The sequence below is a fragment of the Cobetia sp. AM6 genome (genome assembly GCF_009617955.1).
In the GTDB taxonomy this organism is placed as follows: Bacteria; Pseudomonadota; Gammaproteobacteria; order Pseudomonadales; family Halomonadaceae; genus Cobetia; species Cobetia amphilecti.
In genome coordinates, this window is the sequence record NZ_AP021868.1 from 2,633,546 (window position 1) to 2,659,933 (window position 26,388).

Below are 26,388 nucleotides of genomic sequence, written 5' to 3' on the forward strand. Positions count from 1 at the left end.
GTTTTGTACGAAAAGTCGTTTTTGCTAATGTGACTCATGCACATCCAGCATAGGTGCGGTATGACAGGACGCTACGAAATCTCTGATAGCCAATGGCAGTTGATCGAAGACATTGTCTCACCGGCTCAATCGATGGGCAGGCCCAGGAAAGACGACAGGCAGACGCTGAACGGTATCTTTTGGGCGCTCTGCTCTGGCGCCAAGTGGCGCGACCTTCCCGAACGATATGGCCCTTGGAGTACTGTCTACGCCAGGTTCCGACAATGGCGTGATGACGGTACCTTTGAGGCGGTCTTGTCGCGGCTTCAGCTTCGGCTTCGTGAAGATGGCCTGATGGATCTCGAGACCTGGATGATCGACTCAACCGCCGTTCGTGCAACGCGCGCCTCCGCTGGTGGAGGCAAAAAGGGGGATTTGAAGAACCCTTAGACCATGCCTTGGGCCGGAGTCGTGGGGGCATCACGACCAAAATCCATATGATCTGTGATTGTCTTGGCTGGCCCATCGCTTTCACACTATCGGGAGGCCAAGAGTCGGATACCCGGTACTTCATGCCCACCCTAAAAAAAGTTCACCTACCGGGGAGTCTCGGTCGGCCACGAAAACGTTGCCGCTACATCGTGGCAGACAAGGGCTATGACAGTGATGAGCTGCGCCGTTACTGCGACCGCGTTCGAATCAAGCCGATCATCGCTCAACGAAAGATGGAAGCGGAAACCCCGGCCAGGTCTCCCACGCGGTTTCGATAAACCCATGTACCGTAAGCGGAATATCGTGGAGCGCTCTTTCAGTTGGCTGAAAGAGTTCCGTCGTATTGCGACGCGGTACGAGAAGTTGGCCCGTAGCTTTTATGCGATGGTATGTCTAGCTTGCATACGTCGCTGCCTACGAGCCGACTTTTCGTACAGAACCTAGTCATGAAATCGGTCGCAAGCCTCATCATGGCCAACATTCTGGCACATCTCAAAGATTCAACTCGTCATTGACCCGCTCATAGAGCACCACTCTGCATGCCTGCTGTCGATCCAAGAATTACAGACCTGCTCATCAAAACTGCAGACAGGCCTCACAGCGAAATCTCATTCATCTTCCTGCCGAGTGCGCTGCGACAGCGCAGCTTGCCCCTCTCCCCCGCCCTCCGAGGCGCATATTGGCACCGCCAACAACTCACTGGCTTTGCCTGCGTCATCCATATATGCCATCTACATACGTCACAAAATGAAAAAAAACCATGAATTTTCATTTGAAGAATATTCAGCAGCGTCTATTTTCACAGATGACAGGCATCACAGCGTCAAGACAACTCGCAGGCAATGTCTATGGCGCCAAGCCACGTCACATCCGATCTCACAACGACCAAGTGACCGACACGACAACAAGAAAATTCATCCAGCGTGATGCAAGCCACCTCATACGATGAGGGGACGTACACAACAACATTTATTCATGTACTGCATCACCTGGCATGCCTCTGGAGGTACATCCGTGAGTGTTACATCCAAGACAGCAATGACTTCCCCCCAACCCCCACCTACGCCTAAAAGTACTCAGAGGCTATTGGGAGATTACGACAAAGGGCTGTTCTGGCCCGTCCTCAGCATCTACACCCTGATCATGATCTATGCCCTGGCGGCACCGGAGCAGACCGGCGCAGCGCTTTCCGGCATACGCGACTTCCTGATCTTCAATTTCGGCTGGAGCTTCGTGCTCGGTGTCGCTGCGACGCTGATCTTCAGCTTCTATCTGCTGCTCAGCCCCTTCGGCGGTATCCGTCTCGGGCCGGATGATTCACGCCCCGAATTCAGCTACGTGGCGTGGATCTCGATGATCTTCAGCTGTGGGCTGGGCATCGGTTTCGTGTTCTTCAGCGTCGCCGAGCCCCTGACGCACCTCTACACCTCCTCACATGTGCAGGACCTCAATGAAGTCGGCCAGCAGGCAGGGGTAAGCACCGCCATCCTGGACACTCTCATGGACTGGGGCATGCATGGCTGGGCACTGTTTGCCGTGGCCGCCTGGGCCATTGCCTTTCCGGCCTATCGTCTGGGGCAGCCGCTGACCGTCGCCACCGGCCTCTACGGACTTCTGGGGGAGCGCTGCAACAGCAGCCTGTGGGGCAAGCTTGCCAACGGACTTGGCGTCATCGGCACCATCGGTGGCAATGCCACCATGATCGGCCTGGGCGTCACCTCCATCAGCTATGCCCTGAAGGTGCTGTTCGGACTCGAGTTCGGTGCCTTCGGTCAGGCCATGGTGATGCTGGTGATCATCATCGCCTATGTCGCGTCGGCGGCGACCGGCATCGAGCGCGGCATCAAGTACCTCAGCTTGCTCAACATGATCATGGCTGGTGCCATATTGGTGGCGTTGCTGGCCTTCGGCCACGCCCCGGCGCAATACCTTTTGAACATGATCCCCCAGCAGTTCGGTGACTACTTCGGCTCGGTATTCGTCAATCAGTTCTGGACCGACGCGGGCAGTTTCGAACAACGTGAATGGGTGGGCTGGTGGATGATCTTCTACTGGCTCTGGTACATCTCCTACATCCCCTTCTGCGGCGGTTTCATCGCGCGCATCTCCCGTGGCCGCACCCTGCGGGAATTCGTATTCGGCGTGGTGGTGGTGCCGATGCTGCTGTCGATCGTGTGGTTCAGCATCTGGGGTGGTTCGGCCGGCTATGTCGAGGTCAATCAGATCGTGCCGTTGTGGGATAGCGTGCAGAGCAATCCGGAGTCAGGCATCTACCTGTTGCTGCAGAGCATGCCGGGAGGCTGGTGGCTGAGTCTTGCCGTGTTGTTCAACATCGTCGTCTTCGCCGTCACGACCTCGGATTCCGCCTCGTTCTTCTCGGCCATGCAGGTCTCCAATGGCAACGAGAATCCGAAGATCCTGATGCGCCTGCTGTGGGGCGTGATCATCGGTGTCACCGGCATCGTCTTCCAGCTCGCCGGTGGCTTCAACGCCATCAAGAGCCTGGCGATCGTGGTCGGCGCCCCCTTCTTCCTCGTCAGCATCGCTTACATGTTCTCGGTATATCGCATGCTCAAGGCGACTCATGAACAGCCTGCGACGGCCATGCAACCGGCCCTTGAGGCCAGCCAGATGCCTGCCGATGCCGCTGAGCCTGCGGTCTCGAGTGCTGTCACACCCGCCACGCCAGCTGCCAAGTCCACACCAACGTCGCCTCCCCTCCCGGGGTCGGGAAGCCAACCCGTCCCGGGCGCGACCTGAGCGGCATGACGGACTCACGTCGTCTCGAGCAGGCAAGCCACCAGAGCGCAACACGCAGCAACCAACACCGCCATTGATCGCCAATGACATTGATCACCGACAACCACGATCACCAACAACAATGATCGCCAACAACAAGCGGATGGTGACCCACGATGACTGTCAAGCAGCCTTACAACCCTCACTACGACCCTCTCAAGGACAGCTCCCCGGGCGAAGGGGTGGATTATGCGCCGAGTTACTGGCGCTACCATGCCGGGCCGCCCCCCGAGGATGATGGCCCGGTCACTGACGACATGGAGGCCGACGTGGTGCTGATCGGCGCCGGCTTCACCGGCCTTGCCACGGCGATGTTCCTGGCGCGTGAGCACGGCATCAAGGCGGTGGTGTTGGAGGCCAACCAGATCGGCTGGGGTTGCACCAGCCGCAATGGCGGTCAGGGCCATCTGGCCTGGGGGCGTCTGAGCCGCAGCCAGTGGGTCAAGAAATGGGGCGTCGACATGGCGCGCCAGCTGCACGCCAACAGTCTGGAGGGGTTCGAGGTCTTCAAGTCCTTGACCCAGGACCCGGAAGTGGACTGCGAGCCTCAGCCGCTAGGCAATCTGCTGATCGCCCACAGCGCACAGGCCATGCAGCATCTCGAGGCCGAATCACGCCTGTGCAATAACATCCTCGGCTACCGGACGCGAACACTGGACCGCGCGACGGTGCACCGTGACTTCATGGGTGATCAGGAAAGCCACGGGGCAATGCTGGAGCCCGAGGGCATCGCGGTACAGCCGCTCAAGCTGGCCTACAGCTATGCGCGTATTGCACGACGCCATGGCGCCCGAATCCACACCAGCAGCCCGGTGCAGCACTGGACGACAGAGAACGGCATCCACTATCTGCAGACGCCGGGGGGCACGGTAAAGGCACGTGCGGTGGGAATTGCCACAGCAGGCTATACCAGCCCCAATCTTCACTCGCTGACGGCCTACCGCAACATGCAGATCATGGCCAATTCGGTGTGGACCCGCACACTGACCGACGATGAGATCGAGGCTTGCGGTCTGCATTCGACCATCCTGACCACGGATACACGCAAGCTGCGCTATTACTATCGTCTGCTCCCCGAGAAACGCCTGCAGATCGGCACGCGCAGCGCCATCAGCGGTGCAGATGCACAGAATGCGCGCCATCTGGAGGTGGTACATGAGGCCATCGCGCGCAAATTCCCGGCGCTGGCAGGCATTGAAACGCCGTGGTTCTCGCATGGCTGGATGGATATCTCCCACGACATGATGCCGCGCATTGTGCAACCGGACCCGAAGCAGCAAATCTTCTATGCCCAAGGTTACAGCGGTAATGGCGTGTCGTTCTCGGCCTATGCCTCCAAGCAGCTTGCCGCGCTGATCGCCGGTCAGTCCTTGCGCGAGAGCCACCTGCCGATATTCAACTCACCGCTGCCCGCCCATCCGCTGAGGCCTATCCGGCGCATGGGTCAGCACTTGCTCTACAAGTATTTCCAGGTGCTGGACAAGGTGAGCTGAGCCACGACTCGTGCAAGTTCAGCCACCGATCGCCCCTATCACTTCCCGCTATCACTTACCGACACGCCGCGGCGCTCTCCAATCCCGTCGCGGTACCTCCCGCTGACATGCCTCGTTCGGCATGCATGCAACAGAGAGACGCACCATGAACCGTGAACAGATGACCGCCTTGTTCGATGCCTTCAATCGCCACGCCATCGATGAGGTCATGGAGTACTTCGCCGACGATGTGGTCTTCGACACCGTCGCCGGCAACGAGGCACACGGCACGCGCATCGTCGGCAAGGCCGCGGTGCGCGATGCCTTCGTGAATACCTGGACGACCATGCCCGACGTGCAGTGGGCCAAGGGCGAGTTCTTCTTCGCCGATCAGCGTGTCGTCTCCGAATGCACCTTCATGGCGACCCAGCCGGACGGTCTGCGTGTCGAAGCCGACAGCGTAGACCTCTTCACCATCGAGAAGGGCAAGATCACCCGCAAGCAGGCCTTCCGCAAACAGCGACCGGCCTTTACACCCGCCATGTGATCATCACGTACAGCGCGCATGTAAAAAGGCCAGTCATGACGACTGGCCTTTTTGCGTATCACCTTCCCTCACAGATGCCACTCTCAGAATGTGAACCCGCACTTGTCCGACAAGACGATTTGATAACGACACTGACTTATCTCGACACGCCGTAAGCTGATAATCTTGCTGATGAAATCCACTTCATGCTTTTCATCCATATGAAATGTGGCTCATTGACTGATAGCTCCGAATGCCAAGAGGAAACCGGATGACCACGGACACAGACTCCTCACAGGCATCAGCCGGCAGCACCGCACTCAGCAATGCAGAACAGGAAGATCGTCGTATCGGCAGACAGCTGCGCGACCTGCGCAAGTCCCGTCAGATGACACTCAGCCAACTGGCGAAGCGCGTCGGAAAATCCGTCGGCTATCTAAGCCAGGTAGAGCGCGGGGTCTCTTCCCTCCCCATCGGCGTGTTGCAGACGCTGAGTGATGCGCTCGGTGTGCGCGTCAGCTGGTTCTTTCAGCCTGGCGGCAGTGAATCAGCCATGGAGCAGGAAACCATCGTGCGTGCGGATCAGCGCCGTGCCATGAATCTCAGCGCCATCGGTGCACGGGAAGAACTGCTCTCCCCCCGCCTGAGCGGTCAGCTCATCCTGATCATGACCCGTCTGCAGCCCGGTGGCAGCGGCGGCGAGACACCGCGTGAGCGGCGCGGCGAGGAAGCGGGCTATGTGGAAAGTGGCCAGCTGGAACTGACCATCGGCGAGCAGGTCTTCCAGCTCAACCCGGGTGACAGCTTCTCGCTGACCGGGGACAAACCGCACTGGATTCGTAACCCCGGCGAGACCGAGACCCGCATTGTCTGGGTAATGACGGGAGTGGAGTATTGATGTCTGGTTATCAGGACTCTCTGATGCCTGCCCTGTCATTCAGCCTGGCTCAATTCAGTCCGGTTCTATTCAGTCCGGTTCTATTCAGTCCGGTTCAGTGGGGCATCTTGTCACGCGTCGTGTAATAGACGCTGTCGATATGCGAGAGCATGGCGCGTTCGGCGGCGTCCGGGTCGCCGGCACGTAGGGCCTCGACGATACGTACGTGCTCTTCATAGCTGCGCTTGATCGAGCCGTGTTCGGCCATGACCTGGCGGCGGATGTTGAGCGCGTAGGTATAAAGTTCATCGGCATAGCGGATTAGGATCTCGTTGCGCGAGTATTCGGCGATGACATGATGGAAGTTCTGGTCCGAGAGCTGAAAGTTCACCGGCGAGTCGAAGTGCTGTGACTGGGCTTCCAGCAGGGCATCCAGCTTCTTGAGCCCTGCTTCATCGATATGCCGCGCGGCGCGGCGGGCGATGGCCGATTCCACCACGATCCGGCTCTCGAAGACGCTCTCAATATCCAGGTTATTGAGCTCATCGCCCTGCTGACGCGCGGGATGATTGCGGAAACTGTCGATCACGGCCTCACTGGCGCAGACGCGTGACTTGCTGCCGTGCGAGACATTCAGGAGGCCATAGCCCGTCAACAGCGCCAGGCCACCACGCACGGTCTCACGACTCACTTCAAACAACTGTGCCAGCTCTCGCTCGCTGGGCAGCTCATCTCCATCGCGCAGCAGGCCCGTCAGGATCATCTCGATGAGCTTGTCAGCGAGAATTTCCTTCTTGGTCTGATTCTTCAGCGCTTTCTCGAAGGCGAAAGGCGTCTGCTTCATGCAGCCTCCACTGGTATATATTTCATACCAGCATAACCGACAACCGCTAATCACGCATCCAGAAACCGACCATGGTCGCAATTTTCGAGAAAACCTTGACCAATCAGCGTGGGCTCGGCTAATTTTTATCTCAACTGGTCTGGTAAACCAACCAGCAGACCATAAAATGCGAATTGATTGAAGAAACCTACAACAACGCCAACTCTCACAAGGCTGGAATTCACATGTCAGCAACACGTCCTGTCATTGCCCTCACCCTTGGTGACCCCGCCGGTATCGGCCCGGAGCTGATCGCTCGCCTGGTCGCGGAACGCGAGCAATTCGCCGAAACCCACAGCGTGCTGGTCGGCGATCAGTGGCTTTGGGAGCAGGGCCAGCGCCAGGCCGGACTCTTCACGGAGCTGCCACGCGTCGAGAGCTTTGCAAAAGCCCGTGAACATGAAGGCCTGTCGTTGATGCTGGTGGAAAGCGTGGCACAGGAAGAGGTAACGCTGGCCGAGGAAAGTGCCGCCTGTGGCGCCTCGACCCTCGCGGTGCTGTCGCGCTGTCTGGAAGCGGCTCAGAACGAGGAAGTCGACGCCATCTGCTTCGCGCCGCTCAACAAGCTGTCGATGAAGAAAGGCGGACTGGGGCATGAAGATGAATTGCATTTCTTCGCCGAGAAGCTTGGGGTCAAGGGCTACTTCTGCGAGTTCAACACCCTGGGGACGCTCTGGACCTCGCGCATCTCCTCGCACATTCCACTCAAGGACGCCGCCGAGTACGTCACCCAGGAGCGCATCATTGCCGCCAGCCAGCTGATTCATGACTCGCTGAAACTGGCCGGTTTCGAGCGCCCGCGCATCGCCGTCGCGGCCTTCAACCCCCACGGTGGCGAAGGTGGCACCTGTGGCCGCGAGGAAATCGACGTCATCGCGCCGGCCGTCGCACGCTGTAATGAGCAGGGTTACCCCGTCGAAGGCCCCTTCCCGGCTGACACCATCTTCCTCAAGGCTCGCGATGGCGAGTACGACGCCATCGTGACCATGTACCACGACCAGGGACAGATCGCGATCAAGCTGCTGGGCTTCAAGTCCGGCGTCACCGTCCAGGGCGGCCTGCCCATCCCCATCACCACGCCAGCCCACGGCACCGCCTTCGATATCGCCGGCCAAGGCAAGGCAGATGTGAACCCGACCCGCAATGCCTTCGCGATCGCCAAGCGCATGGGCACCAATCTGCGCGCGCTGCGCCTCGAGACCGCGTCTGCCTGACGCCTTGTCACTCTTGCTCACATACCCGCGCCAACGTCATCCACAACAAGGATAATCCGATGAAAATCACCAAGGTCAGAACTCGCGTCTTCGAATGGAAAGGCCATACCGTCCCCCCGACCGCCCACTTCTGCTCCAACGCCATGGACGAGCTGTGGGACAAGGGCGACTCGATGGGCACCTTCCGCTTCCACGGCTGGACAGTGGTGGAAATCGAGACCGACAACGGGCTGGTAGGGCTTGGCAACGTGGCACTGGCGCCGCGCATCGCCAAGGCGATCATCGATCAGTACCTCGCGCCGCTGGTCATCGGCCAGGACCCCTTCGACTACGAATACCTGTGGCAACGCATGTACCGCTCCACCCACGCCTGGGGCCGCAAGGGCATCGGCATGGCCGCCATCTCCGGTGTGGATATCGCCATCTGGGACATCATGGGCAAGGCCGTCGGCAAGCCAGTCTTCAAGCTGCTGGGCGGGCGTACCAAGGAGAAGATCCCCTGCTACGCCTCCAAGCTCTACCGCACCGACCTCAAGGGCATGCAGGAAGAGGCTCAGTCCTATCTGGATCAAGGCTTCACCGCAATGAAGATGCGCTTCGGCTACGGCCCGCGTGATGGGGTCGAGGGCGTGCGTGCCAACCTCGATAGCGTGGCCGCCGTGCGCGAAGTCATCGGTGAGGATGTCGATCTGATGCTCGAATGCTATATGGGCTGGAATCTGGAATACGCCAAGCGCATGTTGCCGAAACTGGAACGGTTCCAGCCACGTTGGCTGGAAGAACCGGTGATCGCCGATGACATCGATGGCTACGCCGAACTCAATCAGCTGACCAGCATTCCCATCTCCGGTGGCGAGCACGAATTCACCCATTACGGGTTCCGCCAGCTGCTCGAGAAGCGCGCCGTCTCGGTCATCCAGTACGACACCAACCGAGTCGGCGGCATCACCGCCGCGCGCAAGATCAACGCCCTCGCCGAGTCCTTCAGCGTGCCGGTCATTCCACACGCCGGCCAGATGCACAACTACCACCTGACCATGGCCTCACTGGCCTCACCGATGAGCGAGTACTTCCCGGTACATGATGTCGAGATCGGTAACGAGCTCTTCTACTACATCTTCAAGGGCGACCCGGAGCCGGTGAACGGCTTCATCGACCTCGACGAAGAGACCCCGGGGCTGGGCCTTGAGCTGAACAGCGACTACTTCGATCAGTTCAACATCATCGAGTGAGGAAGCCATCATGAGACTCGTCCAACTTCGCACCGCCAATGGCCCAAGGGTCGCCGTGGTCGAAAGCCGCGACCAGCTGCGTCTGCTCGACTTCCCGGGCGGCACCTATGAGCTGGCATCCCGCGCCATCGAGTTGGGTATCGGACTCAGTGCACTGATCGAGCAGCACTACTCCCACACCCTGGTCGATTACAAGCAGGCCATCGATCGTCAGGAACTGCTGCCGCCGGTCACCCATCCTGACCGCGCACGCTGCACCGTCACCGGCACCGGTCTGACCCATCTGGGCAGTGCCGATACCCGCGATGCCATGCATGCTGCCGCTCAGGCACAGGATGACGCCAACGTTACCGACTCGATGCGCATGTTCCGCATGGGCCTGGAAGGTGGCAAGCCCGCCGAGGGTCAGGTCGGCGCGCAGCCGGAATGGTTCTACAAGGGTGACGGCAGCATCGTGGTGGCACCGGAAACCGCGATCAGCGTGCCGGCTTTCGCCGAGGATGCCGGTGAAGAGCCGGAGCTGGTCGGCCTGTACTTGAACGATGCCAACGGTCAGCCGCACCGTATCGGCTACGCCGTGGGCAACGAGTTCTCCGACCACATCACCGAGCGCGCCAACTACCTGTGGCTGGCCCACTCCAAGCTGCGCGCCTGTAGCTACGGGCCTGAACTGCTGATCGGTGAACTGCCGCAGCACCTGGAAGGCACCAGCCGCATCACCCGTGACGGCCAGACTCTTTGGGAGAAACCCTTCCTGACCGGGGAGGCCAACATGGCCCACAGCCTGGCCAACCTGGAACACCACCACTTCAAGTACGCCCAGTTCCGCGCGCCCGGCGATCTGCATGTGCACTTCTTCGGTACCGCCACCCTGAGCTTCGCCGATCAGGTCAAGGTGCAGGACGGGGACCGCTTCGAGATCGAATTGCCGGCCTTCGGGCGTGCACTGCGCAACCCGGTCGCGTTCGAGACCCACGACAACGGCGCCGAGCAGCCATCCAGTATGGCGGTGCTGTGAACACTCGTGATCAACACAGGAAGTAGAAAAAGGACCAGGGCCTGGCGTATTCCGCCAGCACACGGCCCTGATCCCGGCAGCACCAGCAGCACAAGTAGCACCCGCAAGCACTGCGTCAATAGCGTCTGTACGCACAAGAAGCATCACGACAATAACGAGAAAAGGGCTTCGTCATGACAATCTCGATCCGCCACACCGCCGCCTCACTCACTACCGCCGCCCTTGCCAGTCTGCTGCTGGCAGGACCCGCACATGCCGCCACCTCGCTGACCTTCGCCCATGCGCATCCGGTCACCGACTCGCAGCACTTGGCCGCCGAACGCTTTGCCGAACGTCTGGCTGAACGCAGTAACGGTGAACTGACCGTCAAGATCTTCCCCAACGGTCAGCTGGGCAATGACCAGGCCATGATCTCCGGGGTCCGCAGCGGCACCATCGACCTGGAGCTGTCCGGCAATCCCTACTTCAGCGGCCTGGTCAGCGAGCTGAACGTGCTCGACCTGCCCTTCCTGTTCGACACCCGTGAGCAGGCCTATCAGGTACTGGATGGCGATATCGGTCAGGACCTGCTGACCGCCATGCAGCCGCAGCAGATCGAAGGGCTGGCCTTCTGGGAAATCGGCTTTCGCAATCTCACCAACTCACGGCGTGCTGTCGAGACAGCCGATGACGTCAGCGGCCTGACCCTGCGCACCACCCCGAATCCGGCGCATATCGCCGCCTTCCAGGCACTCGGGGCCAACCCGACTCCGATGCCCTTCGCGGAGCTCTATACCGCGCTGGAGACCCGCACCGTAGATGGCCAGGAGAACCCGGTCAGCCTGATTCGCTCCGCCAACCTGTATTCGGTACAGGACCATCTGTCTTTGACCGCACACGCCTACACCGCCGCCCCCTTGATCATGAACAAGCAGACGTTCGACAGCCTCGCGCCCGAACTGCAGACACTGATCAAGGAAGAAGCTCAGGAAGCGGCCCGCTATCAGCGCCAGCTCAATCATGACAATGAGCAAGGCGATCTGGCCTTCCTCGAGGAGCAAGGCATGCAGGTCGTCCGCGAGCCCGATACCGCCAGCATGCGTGACAAGGTCGCCGAGCCGGTGCGCGCCGAGTTCACCGAAAAGCACGGCAGTGAGCTGTTGGATCGCATCGACACCGCACTCGCGCGCTGATCACGCTCGCCTGACTCGTCACCAGAGGAAGCCCGCCATGCTCTCTGACTCACTCGAATCCCCGGTAGTACCTGTGTCGCTTGCCGAACTGAGCGAGCAACGCGAGCGCTATCTGGCCACGCAGCAAGAAAATGAGCTGCCGATCATCGATGCCCACATGCATGTCTGGGATCCGGCGCGTAATTACCACCCCTGGCTGTGTGACGAGCCGATGATCCCCTTCCGCTACGGCGACTATGCCGCGATTCGTCGCCCCTACCTCCCCGCCGAGCATTTTCAGTCGGCGGGCAAGGCGCACCGGTTGATGGGCTGCGTCTACATGGAAGCGGAATGGGCGCGGGGCGATGCGCTCAAGGAAGTGCACTGGATCGAGGAGACTGCCCGCGAGAGCGGCTGGCCCGATGCCATGATCGCCCAGGCCTGGCTGGATCAGAGCGACATCGGCGATCAGCTGGAAGGACTTTGCGCATCAGGAATGGTCAAGGGGGCCCGCCACAAGCCAGCTGCACTGGAGCGCTACGACCCGAGGCTGGCCACCCACGCCATGCCCGGTTCGCTACGCTGCCCGCGCTATCAGTATGGCGTCGGTGAAGTCGCGCGTCGTGGCCTGATCTTCGAGCTGCAGGTGCCCTGGTGGCACCTCGAGGAATTGCTGCCCTTGCTGCAACGCCATCCCGAGATGCCGGTGGTGATCAATCATGCAGGCGTGCCCGGCGATCGTCATCCCGACACCCTGCGTCAGTGGTCACGGGCCCTCGCCAAGGTCGCTGCCTGGCCACAGGTGATGATCAAGTTCTCGGGCCTCGGCGTCGCGGGCCAGCCCTGGCGGCTGGAAGACAACCGCGAGATCTTCGAGATCGTGTTGCGCCATTTCGGAGTCCACCGCGTGATGTTCGCCAGCAACTTCCCGGTCGATGGGCTGGTGACCTCGCTCGATACGCTGTGGCAGGCATTCAAGGACCTCAGTCGCTCATTGAGTCCCGAAAACCGCCTCAAGCTGTTCTGCGACAACGCCGTTCGCTGCTACTCGCTGGACACCAGCGCCTAGCGCTCATTCGACGCTCCAACGACCGCCGTGACATCCGTCCCACGACAACAGGCTCTGTATAACAATCCCGATAAAAACAGTCCCTATAACAACAACCTGCAAGGAATTCGCCATGCTTGTTCGCCACGCCCTGTCTGACAAGACTCTGCTCAACAACGCGCTGCTCAAGACAGTCACTACGCTGGGACTGATGTTGACCTTCGCGACCACCGCTCACGCCGAGATCACCGCGCGCATGGGCACCAGCCTGCCAGATGCCCACCCGCAGACGCTGGGCGCCAAGAAATTTGCACAACTGGTCGAGGAAAAATCAGACGGTGAGATCACCATCAAGGTGTTCTCCAACGGCATCCTGGGAAACGACGTCAACATGACCTCGATGCTGCAATCCGGGACCCTGGATTTCACCGCTCCCTCCACTGCGACGCTCAGTAGCCTCAATCCTGACTTCAACATCGTCAGCCTGCCCTTCCAGTTCGATGACAGTGAACACGCCGATGCGGTACTGGATGGCGAGGCCGGCCGTGCCATGCTCGCAAGCCTCGATGACAAGCAGCTGGTGGCACTCGAGTACTGGGAGAACGGCTTCCGTCACATGACCAACAGCCGCCGTCCCATCGAGACGCTCGAGGACATCGAGGGCCTCAAGATCCGGACCATGCAGAACGCCCTCTACATCGACCTCTTCAATGGACTGAATGCCAACGCCGTGCCCATGTCGGTCAATGAACTGTTCACCGCCATGGAAACCCGCACGGTGGATGGTCAGGAAAACCCCTACACCGTGATCGACGCCAAGCGCTTCTTCGAGGTCCAGAAGTATCTTTCGCGCACCGCGCATGCCTATGACGCCCAGGTGCTGGTCGCCTCGGCAGGCTTCATGCAGTCACTCGATGACACCCAACGCCAACTGGTCCGCGAGGCCGCCCGTGAAGCCACGCTCTATCAGCGTGAACAGAGCCGCGCCATGAACGAGGAATTGTTGAACGAGCTGCAGGACAAGATGACCGTCAACGTGGTGGCGGACAGTGAACGTCAACGCATGCGCGAGGCACTGGCACCGGTGATCCAGCAGCACACCCAGGCGCTGGATCCGGCGGTGGTGACGCTATTCCAGGCAGCGCTGGCCGACGCGCGCTGACACCTGACATAAGCCCCTGCGTCATCAAGCCCTGACATCAGTCCCAGCCACCGACACGCGGCAGCGCCCTTTTCGCTGCAACCAGAGGGGCGCAATGACAGCGCTGCCGCACCGTCATCGAGATGCCTCCTTCGGGGATGACACCATGAACAAACTGACCCAAGAGATGCCGTTATCCATGTCGATCAAACCGCACTCTGTGGCACAACCTGCCACACACACCGAGTCCCGCAAGGTCGATGGCGCCGCGCAGGTAAAGACAGCTCCTCAGGACACGGCTGCTCCCTCGAGCCTTGCCATCGGCATCACGTCACTGTTCAAGGGACTGGAGAAGACCCTGACTCTGCTGATGGTGTTGGCGCTGGTGGCGATGATCGTACTGGTGTTCGTCAATGTGGTGCTGCGCTACGGCTTCAACAGCGGCATCTCGATCAGTGTCGAGCTGTCCCGCTTCCTGTTCGTGTGGGTCACCTTCATGGGCGCGGTCACGGCGCTGATCCGTCAGGAGCATCTGAGCGTCAATACCTTCGCCGACAAGCTGCCTGCGCCCCTGCGCGCCGGGCTTGATCGGCTGGTGACCCTGGCGATGCTCGGCTGCTGCCTGATGCTGCTCAAGGGCAGCTATGCCCAGACGGTGCTCAACTGGAGCAACCTCTCTCCCATCAGCGGCATTCCGGTCGGCGTGTTCTATCTCGCCGGCCTGATGGCGGGCGTGCTGATGTCACTGATTCTGCTCTGGCGTCTGCTGACGCCACTGGCACTGCATGGTGTCACGCCGCGCATCGCACCAAGCCATGCCTCTGATTCGCAAGGAGACACGCCATGACCATCGGGCTATTTCTCGGCTCCCTGCTGGCCGCCATCGGCCTGAGCCTCCCTATCGCCTTCGCCCTGCTGGTCAGTGCCATCGTGCTGATGCTGCACCTGGATCTGTTCAACTCTCAGATCCTGGCCCAGAACCTCGTCAATGGCGCCGACAGCTACACCCTGCTGGCCATTCCCTTCTTCCTCACCGCCGGCGAAGTGATGTCGCGCGGCGGACTTTCCCAGCGCATCGTCACGCTGGCAATGTCACTGGTGGGCCATCGCAAGGGCGGGCTCGGCTTCGTCGCCATCTTCGCCGCCATCGTCATGGCCAGCCTGTCCGGTTCCGCCGTCGCCGATACCGCGGCGCTGGCCAGCATGCTGCTGCCGATGATGCGCAAGGCGGGCTATCCGTTGGGCCGCTCCTCCGGCCTGATGGCCGCCGGGGGCATCATCGCGCCGATCATCCCGCCTTCGATTCCGCTGATCATCATCGGCGTCGCCGGTGGCATCTCCATCGGCAAACTGTTCCTCGCCGGCATCGTGCCGGGCCTGATAATGGGCGTGACCCTGGTGGTGATGTGGCTGTTCATGACCCGCAAGGAAGATCTGGTGGTCACGAAGAAGGCCAGCGGGCGTGAACGCCTTAAGGCACTCAAGGACAGCTTCTGGGCCATCATGCTGCCGGTCATCATCATCGGCGGGATCAAGAGCGGCATCTTCACCCCGACCGAAGCCGGTGTGGTCGCGGCGGTCTACGCCATCTTCGTTGCCACCGTGGTCTATCGCGAACTCAACCTCAGCCAGCTCTACGCCGTGCTCGCCCAGGCCGCCCGCAGCACCGCCATCGTGATGTTCCTGGTCGCCGCGGCGATGGTCGCCTCCTGGCTGATCAGCATCGCCCAGCTGCCGCTGATGGTGGCCGGTCTACTGCAGCCGCTCGCCGATGATCCGCGCCTCCTGATGCTCGCCATCATGGGCATCGTGCTGGTGGTCGGCATGGTGATGGACCTGACGCCGACCATTCTGGTGCTCACCCCGATCCTGATGCCCATCGTCAAGCTGGCCGGCATCGACCCGGTCTACTTCGGGATCATGTTCGTCCTCAACTGCGCCATCGGGCTGATCACCCCGCCGGTCGGCAACGTGCTCAACGTGATCACCAGCGTCGGCAACCTCAAGTTCGAGAAGGCGGTCAGTGGCGTCGCGCCCTTCGCCCTTGCCTATGTGGTGATTCTGCTGCTGTTCGTCGCCTTCCCGCAGATCATCACCGCGCCGCTTTACTGGATGACCGGCTGACCCCGTGACAAGCAAGACAACCAAGCCAGACAAGAAGACAGGAAGAAGGCAAGACGCCAACGACACGCCACTTGCTTAGCCAGTCGCGAACAAAAACAGTCGCGAACAAAGACAGCCGCCCACAAGAACAACATGAGAGCCATTCAATGACACCCATGATCAAGACGACCCTCGCCAGCCTGCTGTTGATCGCCCCTCTGAGTGCTGCCCATGCCCAGATGACGCTTAAGCTGGCCCACGCCGCCCCGACCACCGATACCCAGCAGCAGGCGGCGGAGCGCTTCGCCGAGCTGGTCAAGGAAGGCACGGATGGCGAGATCACCGTCAACATCTTCGGCAATGGTGTGCTCGGGGGCGACCAGCAGATGATCGCCGGCGTGCGCAGCGGCACCATCGATATCGAGATGTCCGGTAACCCCAACTTCGCGGGCCTTCAGCCGGCGCTGGGTGCCTTCGATCTGCCCTATATCTTCCCGGACCGCAAGACGGCCTATCAGGTGCTGGACGGCAAGGTCGGCGATGATGCCCTGGCTCTGCTCAAGGAAGACAACCTCAAGGGGCTGGCCTTCTGGGAGGTCGGCTTCCGCGCGATGACCAACTCCAAGCACCCGATCAAGACGCCCGAGGATGTCGACGGACTGGTGATGCGCACCAACTCCAACAAGTCGCTGATCGAGGCCTTCTCTTTGCTGGGCGCGAATCCGGTGCCGATGCCACTGGGCGAGCTCTACACCGCGATGGAAACCGGCACGGTCGATGCCCAGGACCACCCGATCAGCATCGTCTGGTCGGCGGGCTTCTATGAGGTCCAGGACTACCTGTCACTGACCAACCAGGCTTACACCTCGCTGCTGATGGTGATGAACGACGACAAGTTCGAAAGCCTGTCACCAGAATATCAGCAGGTACTGGTAAACGCGGCGCGCGAGGCCGGTGATTATCAGCGTGAACTGAACGCGAAGAACGAACAGAAGATTCTCGCTGAACTGGCCGACAAGGGCATGAAGATCGAGACCGACGTCGATACCACCGCCTTCCAAAAGGTCGTGCTACCGACCTGGGACAGCTATATCGCCGCCAATGGTCGCGACTGGATCGATGCCATCCAGGGCGCCAGCCAGGCCAGCGCTGATGTAAATGCAAAAGCCGAACCGCAAGTCACGCAAATAACCACGGCCGCCGTGACGCAATAACGCCCATCCGTTCTATCGCCTTGCTTACCTGTCACCCAGCGAGGGCGCAAGTCCTTGATAACCAGGTCCCGACGGCGCCCTCGCTGATTGGAGAAATGTCATGTCCCGAGATGTTCTGCTGCTCAACCAGAAATGCGCGCACACCCTGAGTCTGTTCGATGCCACCAGCGGTGAAGAGCTCAACCATCTGCGCCTGCCGGACTACCCACATGAATTCGTGGTGGATTCCACTGGCCGCTACGCCTTCGTGGGCCACTACGGCATCCTCGGTGCCGACTGCATCGGCGACCAGGGCGGCTGCTCGGTATTCGTGGTCGATCTCGAGACCTTCACGCTGATCAATACGCTCAGTACCTGGCCCTACTATCGCATCCACGGCCTGGGCATTGATGACCAGGACCGCCTCTACGCCATGAGCGAAGGCCACAACACCCTGCTGCTGTTCAATACGCCCCTGGCCCAGACCACGCCAGATCTGGCCGTGTCCTCCGGTGGTTACAAGACCCACCTGTTCGCGCTCACGAAGGCTGGCGACTGGGCCTACGGCATCAATCTGCTCAGCAATACCATCACCAAGTTCAAACCTCACGATGCCACTTTCGCACCCATCGCGATGATTCCGGGCCGCAAGCCGGAGGGCAACAGCCTGTCCGCCGATGGCCGTACCTTGTTCATCAGCAACCGCGATGACGACAGCATCGTGGCGGTAGATACCGAATCGATGACCGTACGCACCTCGGCGACCACCGGCCGAGATCCCAACCGCATCTACCGTGACCCCAAGGGGCGCCTGATCACCACCAATTACGGGGAAAGCTCGCTGTCATTGTTCGATGAGGCGCTGGCGCCGCTGGGCACCATCCAGCTTGAAGCGATTCCCATCGCGATGAGCTTCCACCCGGATGGCGAGCAGGCCTTCGTCTCACTCAAGGGGGATCGCATCGCAGTGCTGGATCTGGAGAGCGGCCAGGTTCGCAGAAGCTTCGCGACACGCGCCGAGCCGGACGTGTCCTGCTTGCTGGTGCGTGACCACTGAGTCAATCGGCACTTGATGCTTCTAACCAGGACATGAGCCAGTCATGACGGATACCACATTCAGGAACGAGCCTTCACACAGCCAGCCGCTGGTCGATGCGCACCATCACTTCTGGGCACTGGATGGCCAGGTAGCGTACCCCTGGCTGGAAGAGTCACCGGTGGAGAACTTCTTTCTCGGCGATTACGCCGCGATCCGTCGGCCCTTTGTGGCCGCGGACTTGAAGCGCCTAGTGCCTGAGGGCTTCCGGCTGGTGGGCAGCGTGCACTGCGAAGCCGAAGCCGCACGCTCGCAGGCTCTGGAAGAGACGCGCTGGATCACCCGACAGCAGGCCACTCATGCGCTACCCAGCGCGCATGTCGGCTGGGCCGCCTTCGGCACTGACGAGTGCGCCGCTCAGCTGGACGACCAGCGTGACTCGCCGCTGTTTCGCGGCGTGCGCGCCAAGCCGGTCACCGCCGCCACGCCCCGGACCCGCCAGTCGGTGGCGGACACCAGCGGCAGTCTGCAGGATCCGCGCTGGTGCGAGGGACTGGCGTTGCTCACGGAGCGGGATCTGAGCTGGGACCTGCGCGTGCCCGCCTGGCACCTCGAAGAGGCGGCCACGGCCCTTCAGGACTACCCCGACTTGCGCGTCATTCTCAATCACTGCGGCCTGCCATGGGATCGCACGCCGGAAGGCCTTGCCGAGTGGCGCGATGGCATGCAGGCGCTTGCCGCCAATCCCAATATCGCCGTCAAGCTGTCGGAATTGGGCACGCCCTGGCATGCCTGGGATGCTGGCGCTAATCGCGAACTGCTGTGTGAGGTACTGGATATCTTCGGTGCCCAGCGCTGCCTGTTCGCCAGCAACTTCCCGGTCTCCGGCCTCAAGGTCAGCTATGGCGACTGGCTATCGCTGGTGATTAGCGCCATAGAACAAACGACGAGCGCCGATCTGTGCCAGAACACCCTCGACAGGGTACTGCACGACAACGCCATTCACTGGTATCGGCTGCCGATTGCCGCTATCGCATCGCCTACGGACACTGCCGCTGTCCCCAGCTCGACCGCAACCGCTACTGCGCCCTCTACTACAACCTTTACTGCAACCCATAAGACACCCACGGCCTGACTCAACCTGCCTCAGGGCTTCACTTATCAAGGAGAAGACACGATGTTACTCAACGGTCATCAGCTTATCGGACAACGCAGCTTCGCCGCTCAGGGCGAGGCGATCCACGCCATCAACCCGGCCACGGGTGAGCGTCTGGAGCCTGCCTATCCGGGCGCCAACGCGAGTACAGTGGAAGAGGCCTGCCAACTGGCCAGTCAGGCCTTCGATGCCTATCGCGCCACGTCGCCCGACGCGAGAGCCGTCTTCCTCGAGACCATCGCCGAGGAAATCGACGCACTGGGCGATACCCTGACCCAGCGCGCCATGCAGGAGACCGGCCTGCCCGAGGCACGCCTGAACGGTGAGCGCGGCCGCACCTGTGGGCAGCTCAAGCTGTTTGCCAAGGTACTGCGCCGCGGTGAGTGGCAGGATGTGCGCGTCGACCCTGCGCTGCCGGAACGTGCACCCCTGCCGCGTGCAGACCTGCGCCAGCGTCAGATCCCGCTGGGTCCGGTGGCCGTCTTCGGGGCCAGCAACTTCCCGCTGGCCTTCTCGGTGGCCGGTGGCGATACCGCTTCAGCGCTGGCCGCAGGCTGCCCAGTGGTGGTCAAGGGACACTCGGCTCACCCGGGTACCTCGGAACTGGTCGGTCAGGCCGTGGCGCGTGCCGCCAAGCGTTGCGAGATGCCGGAAGGTGTCTTCTCGCTGCTGTTCGGCCCCGGCAATGAGGTCGGTCAGGCGCTGGTCAAGCATCCCGAGATCCAGGCGGTCGGCTTTACCGGCTCGCGCAATGGCGGCACCGCTCTGCTGGCCCTCGCTCAGGCGCGCCCGCAGCCGATTCCAGTCTATGCCGAGATGAGCAGCATCAACCCGGTCATCCTGATGCCGGCCGCACTGGAAGCCCGCGGCGAAGCACTGGGCAGCGCATTCGTCGGCTCGCTCAACATGGGCGCCGGCCAGTTCTGCACCAACCCGGGGCTGGTGCTGGCCGTCAAGGGCGAAGCACTGGAGCGCTTCAAGCAAGCCGCCATTCCCGCCATCAAGGCTAGTCCGGTGCAGACCATGCTGACGCCGGGCATCCACAAGGCCTATGCCGAGGGCGTGGCGAGCCTGTCCTCACAACCCGGCATCACCTGCCTGGCCAGTGGCGAAAGCGACTCTCCCATCGCCAGCCCCTGCCAGACCCAGCTGTTCAGCACCCCGGCGAGTGACTTCCTGGCCAATGAGGCCATGCAGGCGGAAGTCTTCGGCTCCAGCTCGTTGATCATCGAATGCGATGATCTCGCTCAGCTCAAGCAGGTCTGCAGCGCGCTGGAAGGCCAGCTGACCGCCACTCTGCACCTGGATGACGCCGATCACGATGCCGCACGTCAGCTGCTGCCGGTGCTGGAGCGCCGCGCCGGACGCATCCTCGTCAATGGCTGGCCGACAGGGGTCGAAGTCTGTGACGCTATGGTCCACGGTGGCCCCTGGCCCGCCACCTCCGATAGCCGCACCACCTCGGTGGGCACCGCCGCGATTCACCGCTTCCTGCGCCCGGTCTGCTATCAGGACCTGCCGGAAGCCCTGCTGCCACCGGAGCTCAAGCACGACGCGCCCTCCGGCATCAGTCGACTGGTGGATGGAGAGCGTCAGGTCATGCGATGACAAGCAAAAAAGCCCGCCAATTTGGCGGGCTTCTGTCATTCTTGTCATTGATAGAGTTAGGCGATACATACAGCATTCCCAGATGCGAGAAGCCGAATGTTCGCGATCCTCTAGCAATAACGATAGATACCGTCTTGCTTGAAGAGCATCCCATCGCTTTCTAATGCAGAGAGATATTGACTTGCTTTCTCGACATCACCGTCAAGCAGGTAGCGATAAATGACCTTGCTCAAGTACGTAATTGAACGAGCAGTCCGAGAATAACGGATATTGGGCGGATCAATGCTACAATCGAAACGCGTCACGGGAGTGCGCCAATCGCCATAGTTCTCAGTCAAGTAACGATCTGCATCCTCGGCACCTTTGACTACCTGACTACCCAAGTTGTAGTCAGTCAATGAAAACTCCGAGTTATCCCATCGATGGATAGCTGAGCCATGCCAGACGACGTTCCCCTCTTGCACATGAACAAAAAGGTCAGCGACAAGGCCGGTATGGTGCACGAGTTTGACAAGTATCGGCTGAGTCAACCGCGAATATTTCACTGCACTCTCGGATACGACTTCCCGAAAAGTACAATAACTTTCAGATTTTATGAACCAGGTATTATCGGATTCAGCAACAGCATCGCGAAGTTGCTTGATATCGAAGTACTTGGCGTCGACACCGATATCAATATCGTAGTCATGTCCCAGAAAATCCTTCTCTCTCACGGCTCCAAGAAGCGTGCCACTGATGACATACCAAGGCCACTCAAGACTACTCATCAAGCTATCGCAATCGTTGATCGTACGATAGGCATCATTTTTGTCAAACGACTGCGCGGACTTCTGGAATTTATGTGCCACAACAGGCGCTACTGTCGGATTTTCCATGGTAGCGCTGATGATCGACAATGCATGATTGACGCTGGCGCAGAAGGATTGGTCATATTGCCAGAGAGAGTCTTGCGGAGTGATGACTAGACTGCTGGTAGACGTATCGTGATCGTTATCACACTCTGAGAAATCGGCTTTTTCCAGCTTCCCACCATGCAGATCAGCCTGCCAGATATGGCGCTCAAAGTCAGTGATGCGCCGGTTGTCAGCCAACCAGGCAATGAGGCAATCGGCCGCCTTGGTAGACATTTCTTCAGAAATATCGAAAAAGAAATCAGATCTGGTCGACACTGGCAGCCACCCGGTATGCGCAAACCAGATGCCGCGCCGCACGACGATTTTCAATCCATTGCTTCGCGATGCCAGCTTGATACTGTCTGCCGCTACGGCCAAAGGCGCACCCAACATCCACACACCAATGCCAGATAACAAGGCCAAAGGATAACGAAGTAATGGGTGGCGTGGTTTATTCAAAAACCGTAGAAGCCGATAGGATTTTTCGACTTCGATATTCATTTCACTTTCACCAATGTGTCAGTACGCATGTTTGTGAATCAAGCCCTTGAAGAGAGTCAGCATGATGATACGTAAGTCCAGCCATAATGACCAATGCTCCACATACCACAGGTCGCATTCAATTCGCTTGGCCAGGTCCGTATCGCCTCGCCAACCATTGACCTGTGCCCAGCCCGTGATACCGGCCTTGACCATATGCTTTTGCATATAACCAGGAATTTCGTGACGAAGTTTTTCGACGAAGATCGTGCGTTCCGGACGCGGCCCCACGATAGACATGTCGCCTTTGAGCACGTTTAGGAACTGCGGCAACTCATCCAGACTGGTCTTGCGAAGGAACCTGCCCACAAGGGTCGTTCGTTTCGCCTGGGCATTTCCCCACTGCACCCCACCCTTCTCGCTATCAACTGGCATGGAGCGGAATTTCAGCATTTTGAAGGGCTTACCATTCAGCCCGACCCTTTCCTGGGTATAGAATACCGGGCCCGCAGAGGTACATTTCACCAATAGCGCGATAAGCGCCAATAAAGGTGACAGCAGAATCACGATGATCAATGATAGCAGGCGATCCTCGATCCACTTGAGAAGCTTTGCCCCCAGCGACATGCGACTGCAACTTAGATCAAGCATGAATAGACCGGCGACATCTGATACATCATGGTTGATAAGGCGAAAATCACGCATATCGGGCATGTAACGCACATTGCAGGTCGTCAGGCTCAACTCTGACTGGATATCACGAACCAGGTTACCTTGCGTCAATGGGAGACAGATCCAGACTTCCTGCTCCTGGTGGACGATCTGTTGGTCAGCCTGGTAGCGCTCTGGCTCAATTGCGCTCCACCCCCAATGCTCAATCCCCCCAGTCAAGATGACTCGTTCTACATCAAAACCTGCTGTCGGGATCTTGGCCAGCTGACGCACTGCACCAACACAGGTCAAGGCATCACCAATCAAGAGGACACTTTTGCGGTTCTTGCCCTTGGCTCGCAGATGGTTGAGAACAGGATAAGCAATCGCACGAATCAGGATGGAGTATGTCGTAGCACTTACCATCCAGTAGCCAACCCACAGCCGAGAGAACTTGTCACCTGTCTTGGTCATGAACATGACCAGCGCCAACAGTCCTCCCAACATCATGTATCCGGCCATGATCTGGAATACTAGACGGAAGCGGACTTGTCCTCTCCACGAACGATAGAGATTGAAATGCGGCAGTACCAGAAGAGCTAATATCCCCCCCAGCAACATACCCCATCCATATCTCTCGGAAACATCCAGCCCCCCAAAATGGAACCAGTGTGCACTGAAACCTGCCAGAAAGATAATACAGAAATCGACCAGGCGTACCAATTCAGTGGTATACATGGTATAGCCACTCAAGACACGATTTTGAACTTTCATAGCGTTTGTAACATCATCATTATTCAAGATCTCTACGGAGCAATTCCAAGACTTCGAAAGCCTTGATGAGATCTTCATGAGGAATCGACAAGAACCGCTTCAGTGAGCGCTTCAAATCCGTCGTGGAAATATCCTTGGTGCGCTCCAGATACAGCACCTCACAATGTTCCTGTAGGAAGTCGAACTCCCCTTTCCAATCTTCCCCTATTGCGAAAGTGACGACATTATATTCCTGGACGTCGCGTACTTTTTGCTCCCAGTCGTTTTCAGGAATCACGAGATCTACACAATCGATCGCTTCCACGATCTTGGCACGCTGATCGTAGGGGATCAGCGTCTTCTTGCCTTTCAGCAAGTTGAACTCATCAGTCGACACACCGACTATCAAACGATCACCTCTCTCACTGAGACGCTTGAGAAGATTGAGGTGTCCAATATGGAACATATCAAACGTGCCATAGGTAATAACCGTTTTCACACTCTCATGTGAAATATCTATTGGGTTTTGCTTCATCTAATATAACCTCATCTTAGCCTAACCCTTTTCAGGCATCATCAAGGCGGAAGCTAATATCCTTTCGCTCTTTTCACATCTGCTTGACATCAAACAATCTTGAGTGAAGAAAGTGCACTAAACAACCTATCGACATTGTTGCCATCACTAAACTGATTGATTTCTTTATATCTCGCTTCGTGCTCAGCAGTTCTCACGTCGGCTAAGCTTATCTCTTTATCTATTATCACCTCGTCAAGAATAGATCTTAGCTCTACTATAGAAAAACATCTTCGTCCAATATATTCATCATCGCTCGGGATTAAAGTACCAGTTTCTTTCTCATACTCAGCGATGTCTGACTGGTAAAAAATAATACCTGCACCGCGATAGAAAGAGTTATAACATACAGACGAATAATCTGTAATAAGTAGTTTTGTATCCTTCAAAGCCTCAGAAATTTTCCCGGACCATAGTTGTCCCTTGAGATCAGTATTACTTATTGCCTCATATACTTTGGGATGAGCGACAATTCTAACTTCTGAACTATGTAGATGATTTTTTAGCGATCTAGCTATGGCAACAGTATTTTGATAATAACTTGTTGAGGAGAAATCCCTGTAATGCTCTTCGTAAGGCTTCCAAGTCAACATTATTGTAACTATATTTCTAGAAGTACAATTTATACTGTTGGGCTGAATACTATCAAAAGAAGGCAACCCTACATTTAGCAACCTGTCTTCTGGCAATTTTAACATCTTTGATACAATTTGCTTTTCTTTCTCACTACTAACAACCATATAACTTGGCTCTGCTTCTTTACCTCTTGAAAAGGCCCCCTTCCTACCCATATTCTTCATATATATGATGCCATGCTGCAGAAAAACAAAACTTGTGTTTATTAATGCTTTCTTTATATATTTATTATTGCTTCTCAATAAATTGACATGCGCCGGAGCTTCGGTTGAAATTAAATTATTCGCTCTATATAGGTACCAGTAATATTTCGGCGAATACTTTACCACTACTTTAGGATTTCCTTGAATTCCAGAGTAATCATCCGACTCCCTGCTAATGACAAAAATATTATTGGACTTATTGCTTTGAATAGACTTGCAGAATATTTCATAAGTCCCTTCTTCTGCTTTAGCGGCAAATTTCTCAAAAAAAACATTACAGTTTTTACGGCTAAAATATTTGACACACTTACCTGCGCCATATAAAGATAAGCTTACTAATCTAGACTCTAGTATCTTGAACTGACGAGTGTTTTCTACTGGATATTTTAGTCGACGAACTAAAGTTGGAGTTCCATTGAGTGTCCGCCTGATATGCAAGGCATAATCTTTATAGGAACACGTAGATATAGGTACGTAAAAATTTCTTTTATTATTTGGCTTGTGTATCTTTAGTGTTTGAGCTGAGTATGTAGTAGCCATTTCATTTATTTCCAGCCTAATCTTCAAATGGCTATTAATAGGCGGTTCTCCATCGCTCAATAGCTGTTGCATACTTATTCTTTTTACTTTTGCTAACTTCAATAGCTTAAGCTTTGTTTTAGGGAAAGATAGATGTATGGGCACGTCTATCGGGAAAACATTTTGGTCATCTAAATATATCTCAGTTTTTGAAATACTTAAACAATATGGGTTAGATATAGCAGCAATATAAGCGAAGCTAAAATTCCGCTTATTTATATTTAAATGTAGTATTTTAAATTTTACTTTAACAAACTGCTTCAGCGGATGACTACCATTGTTTAACTTCCTCATGCAGATGACTGAATGTTTAGTGGTATAAACAACCAGTATCTCGTTAGTAGCAGACAGGTCTTGTACCAACAACACTCTATTTATTTCATTTTTCTTCAGACGCAACTTAAAAGCAACTTTATTACTGCCAGATAATTCATCTAAATCTAAGGTAATCGATCTTAATTTAGTGTTATCGCTTATTCTTAAAATATTACCATTAAGGGACGCGACGATATTATCTTCAATATCATCCATTGTAGAAACGGGAGTGGATACCTGATTCATTACTTATTCCAATATGTGAACTTGATACTAAAGATGACATTGCCATCCTATAAAAGGTGGTGGCACAATTCAGCTTAACCATTTGCATTTTTTGCTTTAGTTTCAGTCGAGATACAATCGCCGATATGAA

The 26,388-nt window shown here is 57.5% G+C and carries 21 protein-coding genes and 1 pseudogene; 17 read left to right on the forward strand and 5 right to left on the reverse strand.

Annotated elements, in window-relative coordinates; genetic code table 11:
• The first annotated feature begins 60 nt into the window (after window positions 1–60).
• From CLAM6_RS11055 to CLAM6_RS11075, 5 genes and pseudogenes are all read left to right on the forward strand, one after another.
• Window positions 61–915: pseudogene (locus tag CLAM6_RS11055) on the forward strand (IS5 family transposase).
• Window positions 916–1,557: 642 nt separating this feature from the next.
• The gene (locus CLAM6_RS11060) at window positions 1,558–3,231 is read left to right on the forward strand and encodes a BCCT family transporter (RefSeq protein WP_172978694.1); all 1,674 of its coding nucleotides are present in this window, start codon (window positions 1,558–1,560) and stop codon (window positions 3,229–3,231) included.
• 155 nt (window positions 3,232–3,386) lie between these two features.
• The gene (locus CLAM6_RS11065) at window positions 3,387–4,763 is read left to right on the forward strand and encodes an NAD(P)/FAD-dependent oxidoreductase (protein WP_153636110.1); all 1,377 of its coding nucleotides are present in this window, start codon (window positions 3,387–3,389) and stop codon (window positions 4,761–4,763) included.
• Between the two features lie 145 nt (window positions 4,764–4,908).
• Entirely contained in the window at window positions 4,909–5,289 is a 381-nt protein-coding gene (locus CLAM6_RS11070) for a nuclear transport factor 2 family protein (protein WP_153636111.1), read from the forward strand.
• A gap of 250 nt (window positions 5,290–5,539) precedes the next feature.
• On the forward strand, window positions 5,540–6,166 hold the full coding sequence (locus tag CLAM6_RS11075) for a helix-turn-helix domain-containing protein (RefSeq protein ID WP_172978696.1): 627 nt from the start codon (window positions 5,540–5,542) through the stop codon (window positions 6,164–6,166).
• A gap of 94 nt (window positions 6,167–6,260) precedes the next feature.
• Here CLAM6_RS11075 and CLAM6_RS11080 read toward each other — a convergent pair whose 3' ends face one another.
• Window positions 6,261–6,989: a FadR/GntR family transcriptional regulator gene (locus CLAM6_RS11080; RefSeq protein ID WP_153636113.1), complete on the reverse strand. Its 729-nt coding sequence runs from the start codon at window positions 6,987–6,989 to the stop codon at window positions 6,261–6,263.
• A gap of 224 nt (window positions 6,990–7,213) precedes the next feature.
• On the opposite strand from CLAM6_RS11080, the gene CLAM6_RS11085 reads away from it, so the two are divergent.
• The 12 genes from CLAM6_RS11085 to CLAM6_RS11140 all read left to right on the forward strand — a co-directional run bounded on the left by CLAM6_RS11085 (window position 7,214) and on the right by CLAM6_RS11140 (window position 20,928).
• The gene (locus tag CLAM6_RS11085) at window positions 7,214–8,242 is read left to right on the forward strand and encodes a 4-hydroxythreonine-4-phosphate dehydrogenase PdxA (RefSeq protein WP_153636114.1); all 1,029 of its coding nucleotides are present in this window, start codon (window positions 7,214–7,216) and stop codon (window positions 8,240–8,242) included.
• 59 nt (window positions 8,243–8,301) lie between these two features.
• Window positions 8,302–9,474: an L-rhamnonate dehydratase gene (locus CLAM6_RS11090; RefSeq protein WP_153636115.1), complete on the forward strand. Its 1,173-nt coding sequence runs from the start codon at window positions 8,302–8,304 to the stop codon at window positions 9,472–9,474.
• Window positions 9,475–9,484: 10 nt separating this feature from the next.
• Complete coding sequence (gene araD1 / locus CLAM6_RS11095; RefSeq protein ID WP_153636116.1) at window positions 9,485–10,492, forward strand: AraD1 family protein; 1,008 nt, start codon at window positions 9,485–9,487, stop codon at window positions 10,490–10,492.
• Between the two features lie 173 nt (window positions 10,493–10,665).
• Window positions 10,666–11,664, forward strand: a complete 999-nt coding sequence (locus CLAM6_RS11100; protein WP_153636117.1) for a TRAP transporter substrate-binding protein — start codon at window positions 10,666–10,668, stop codon at window positions 11,662–11,664.
• 37 nt (window positions 11,665–11,701) lie between these two features.
• Complete coding sequence (locus tag CLAM6_RS11105; protein ID WP_153636118.1) at window positions 11,702–12,712, forward strand: amidohydrolase family protein; 1,011 nt, start codon at window positions 11,702–11,704, stop codon at window positions 12,710–12,712.
• Between the two features lie 112 nt (window positions 12,713–12,824).
• Window positions 12,825–13,853, forward strand: coding sequence for a TRAP transporter substrate-binding protein (locus CLAM6_RS11110; RefSeq protein ID WP_153636119.1), 1,029 nt, complete (start codon window positions 12,825–12,827; stop codon window positions 13,851–13,853).
• A 145-nt stretch (window positions 13,854–13,998) separates the two neighbouring features.
• Entirely contained in the window at window positions 13,999–14,679 is a 681-nt protein-coding gene (locus CLAM6_RS11115; protein ID WP_197738673.1) for a TRAP transporter small permease, read from the forward strand.
• Entirely contained in the window at window positions 14,676–15,956 is a 1,281-nt protein-coding gene (locus CLAM6_RS11120) for a TRAP transporter large permease subunit (RefSeq protein WP_153636120.1), read from the forward strand. The genes CLAM6_RS11115 and CLAM6_RS11120 overlap by 4 nt, the downstream gene beginning before the upstream one ends.
• Window positions 15,957–16,102: 146 nt before the next feature.
• A complete protein-coding gene (locus CLAM6_RS11125; protein ID WP_153636121.1) occupies window positions 16,103–17,149 on the forward strand; it encodes a TRAP transporter substrate-binding protein in 1,047 nt (348 codons plus the stop codon).
• Window positions 17,150–17,249: 100 nt separating this feature from the next.
• Window positions 17,250–18,185, forward strand: coding sequence for a YncE family protein (locus CLAM6_RS11130; protein WP_153636122.1), 936 nt, complete (start codon window positions 17,250–17,252; stop codon window positions 18,183–18,185).
• Window positions 18,186–18,228: 43 nt separating this feature from the next.
• The gene (locus CLAM6_RS11135; protein ID WP_153636123.1) at window positions 18,229–19,299 is read left to right on the forward strand and encodes an amidohydrolase family protein; all 1,071 of its coding nucleotides are present in this window, start codon (window positions 18,229–18,231) and stop codon (window positions 19,297–19,299) included.
• A 42-nt stretch (window positions 19,300–19,341) separates the two neighbouring features.
• The gene (locus CLAM6_RS11140) at window positions 19,342–20,928 is read left to right on the forward strand and encodes an aldehyde dehydrogenase (NADP(+)) (protein WP_153636124.1); all 1,587 of its coding nucleotides are present in this window, start codon (window positions 19,342–19,344) and stop codon (window positions 20,926–20,928) included.
• A gap of 110 nt (window positions 20,929–21,038) precedes the next feature.
• Here CLAM6_RS11140 and CLAM6_RS11145 read toward each other — a convergent pair whose 3' ends face one another.
• The 4 genes from CLAM6_RS11145 to CLAM6_RS11160 all read right to left on the reverse strand — a co-directional run bounded on the left by CLAM6_RS11145 (window position 21,039) and on the right by CLAM6_RS11160 (window position 26,258).
• Window positions 21,039–22,322 (reverse strand): hypothetical protein, encoded by a 1,284-nt coding sequence (locus tag CLAM6_RS11145; RefSeq protein ID WP_153636125.1) that lies wholly within the window; start codon window positions 22,320–22,322, stop codon window positions 21,039–21,041.
• Between the two features lie 18 nt (window positions 22,323–22,340).
• Window positions 22,341–23,690 (reverse strand): undecaprenyl-phosphate glucose phosphotransferase, encoded by a 1,350-nt coding sequence (locus CLAM6_RS11150; protein ID WP_153636126.1) that lies wholly within the window; start codon window positions 23,688–23,690, stop codon window positions 22,341–22,343.
• A 55-nt stretch (window positions 23,691–23,745) separates the two neighbouring features.
• Entirely contained in the window at window positions 23,746–24,240 is a 495-nt protein-coding gene (locus tag CLAM6_RS11155) for an adenylyltransferase/cytidyltransferase family protein (protein ID WP_153636127.1), read from the reverse strand.
• Between the two features lie 89 nt (window positions 24,241–24,329).
• A complete protein-coding gene (locus CLAM6_RS11160) occupies window positions 24,330–26,258 on the reverse strand; it encodes a CDP-glycerol glycerophosphotransferase family protein (protein WP_153636128.1) in 1,929 nt (642 codons plus the stop codon).
• Between the last annotated feature and the right edge of the window lie 130 nt (window positions 26,259–26,388).

Bases quoted from the DNA above. Each gene is read 5' to 3' on its own strand.
- CLAM6_RS11065 (WP_153636110.1), top strand. From the start codon at position 3,387: ATGACTGTCAAGCAGCCTTACAACCCTCACTACGACCCTCTCAAGGAC.
- CLAM6_RS11070 (WP_153636111.1), top strand. From the start codon at position 4,909: ATGAACCGTGAACAGATGACCGCCTTGTTCGATGCCTTCAATCGCCAC.
- CLAM6_RS11075 (WP_172978696.1), top strand. From the start codon at position 5,540: ATGACCACGGACACAGACTCCTCACAGGCATCAGCCGGCAGCACCGCA.
- CLAM6_RS11080 (WP_153636113.1), bottom strand. From the start codon at position 6,989: ATGAAGCAGACGCCTTTCGCCTTCGAGAAAGCGCTGAAGAATCAGACC.
- CLAM6_RS11085 (WP_153636114.1), top strand. From the start codon at position 7,214: ATGTCAGCAACACGTCCTGTCATTGCCCTCACCCTTGGTGACCCCGCC.
- CLAM6_RS11090 (WP_153636115.1), top strand. From the start codon at position 8,302: ATGAAAATCACCAAGGTCAGAACTCGCGTCTTCGAATGGAAAGGCCAT.
- araD1 (WP_153636116.1), top strand. From the start codon at position 9,485: ATGAGACTCGTCCAACTTCGCACCGCCAATGGCCCAAGGGTCGCCGTG.
- CLAM6_RS11100 (WP_153636117.1), top strand. From the start codon at position 10,666: ATGACAATCTCGATCCGCCACACCGCCGCCTCACTCACTACCGCCGCC.
- CLAM6_RS11105 (WP_153636118.1), top strand. From the start codon at position 11,702: ATGCTCTCTGACTCACTCGAATCCCCGGTAGTACCTGTGTCGCTTGCC.
- CLAM6_RS11110 (WP_153636119.1), top strand. From the start codon at position 12,825: ATGCTTGTTCGCCACGCCCTGTCTGACAAGACTCTGCTCAACAACGCG.
- CLAM6_RS11115 (WP_197738673.1), top strand. From the start codon at position 13,999: ATGAACAAACTGACCCAAGAGATGCCGTTATCCATGTCGATCAAACCG.
- CLAM6_RS11120 (WP_153636120.1), top strand. From the start codon at position 14,676: ATGACCATCGGGCTATTTCTCGGCTCCCTGCTGGCCGCCATCGGCCTG.
- CLAM6_RS11125 (WP_153636121.1), top strand. From the start codon at position 16,103: ATGACACCCATGATCAAGACGACCCTCGCCAGCCTGCTGTTGATCGCC.
- CLAM6_RS11130 (WP_153636122.1), top strand. From the start codon at position 17,250: ATGTCCCGAGATGTTCTGCTGCTCAACCAGAAATGCGCGCACACCCTG.
- CLAM6_RS11135 (WP_153636123.1), top strand. From the start codon at position 18,229: ATGACGGATACCACATTCAGGAACGAGCCTTCACACAGCCAGCCGCTG.
- CLAM6_RS11140 (WP_153636124.1), top strand. From the start codon at position 19,342: ATGTTACTCAACGGTCATCAGCTTATCGGACAACGCAGCTTCGCCGCT.
- CLAM6_RS11145 (WP_153636125.1), bottom strand. From the start codon at position 22,322: ATGAATATCGAAGTCGAAAAATCCTATCGGCTTCTACGGTTTTTGAAT.
- CLAM6_RS11150 (WP_153636126.1), bottom strand. From the start codon at position 23,690: ATGTATACCACTGAATTGGTACGCCTGGTCGATTTCTGTATTATCTTT.
- CLAM6_RS11155 (WP_153636127.1), bottom strand. From the start codon at position 24,240: ATGAAGCAAAACCCAATAGATATTTCACATGAGAGTGTGAAAACGGTT.
- CLAM6_RS11160 (WP_153636128.1), bottom strand. From the start codon at position 26,258: ATGAATCAGGTATCCACTCCCGTTTCTACAATGGATGATATTGAAGAT.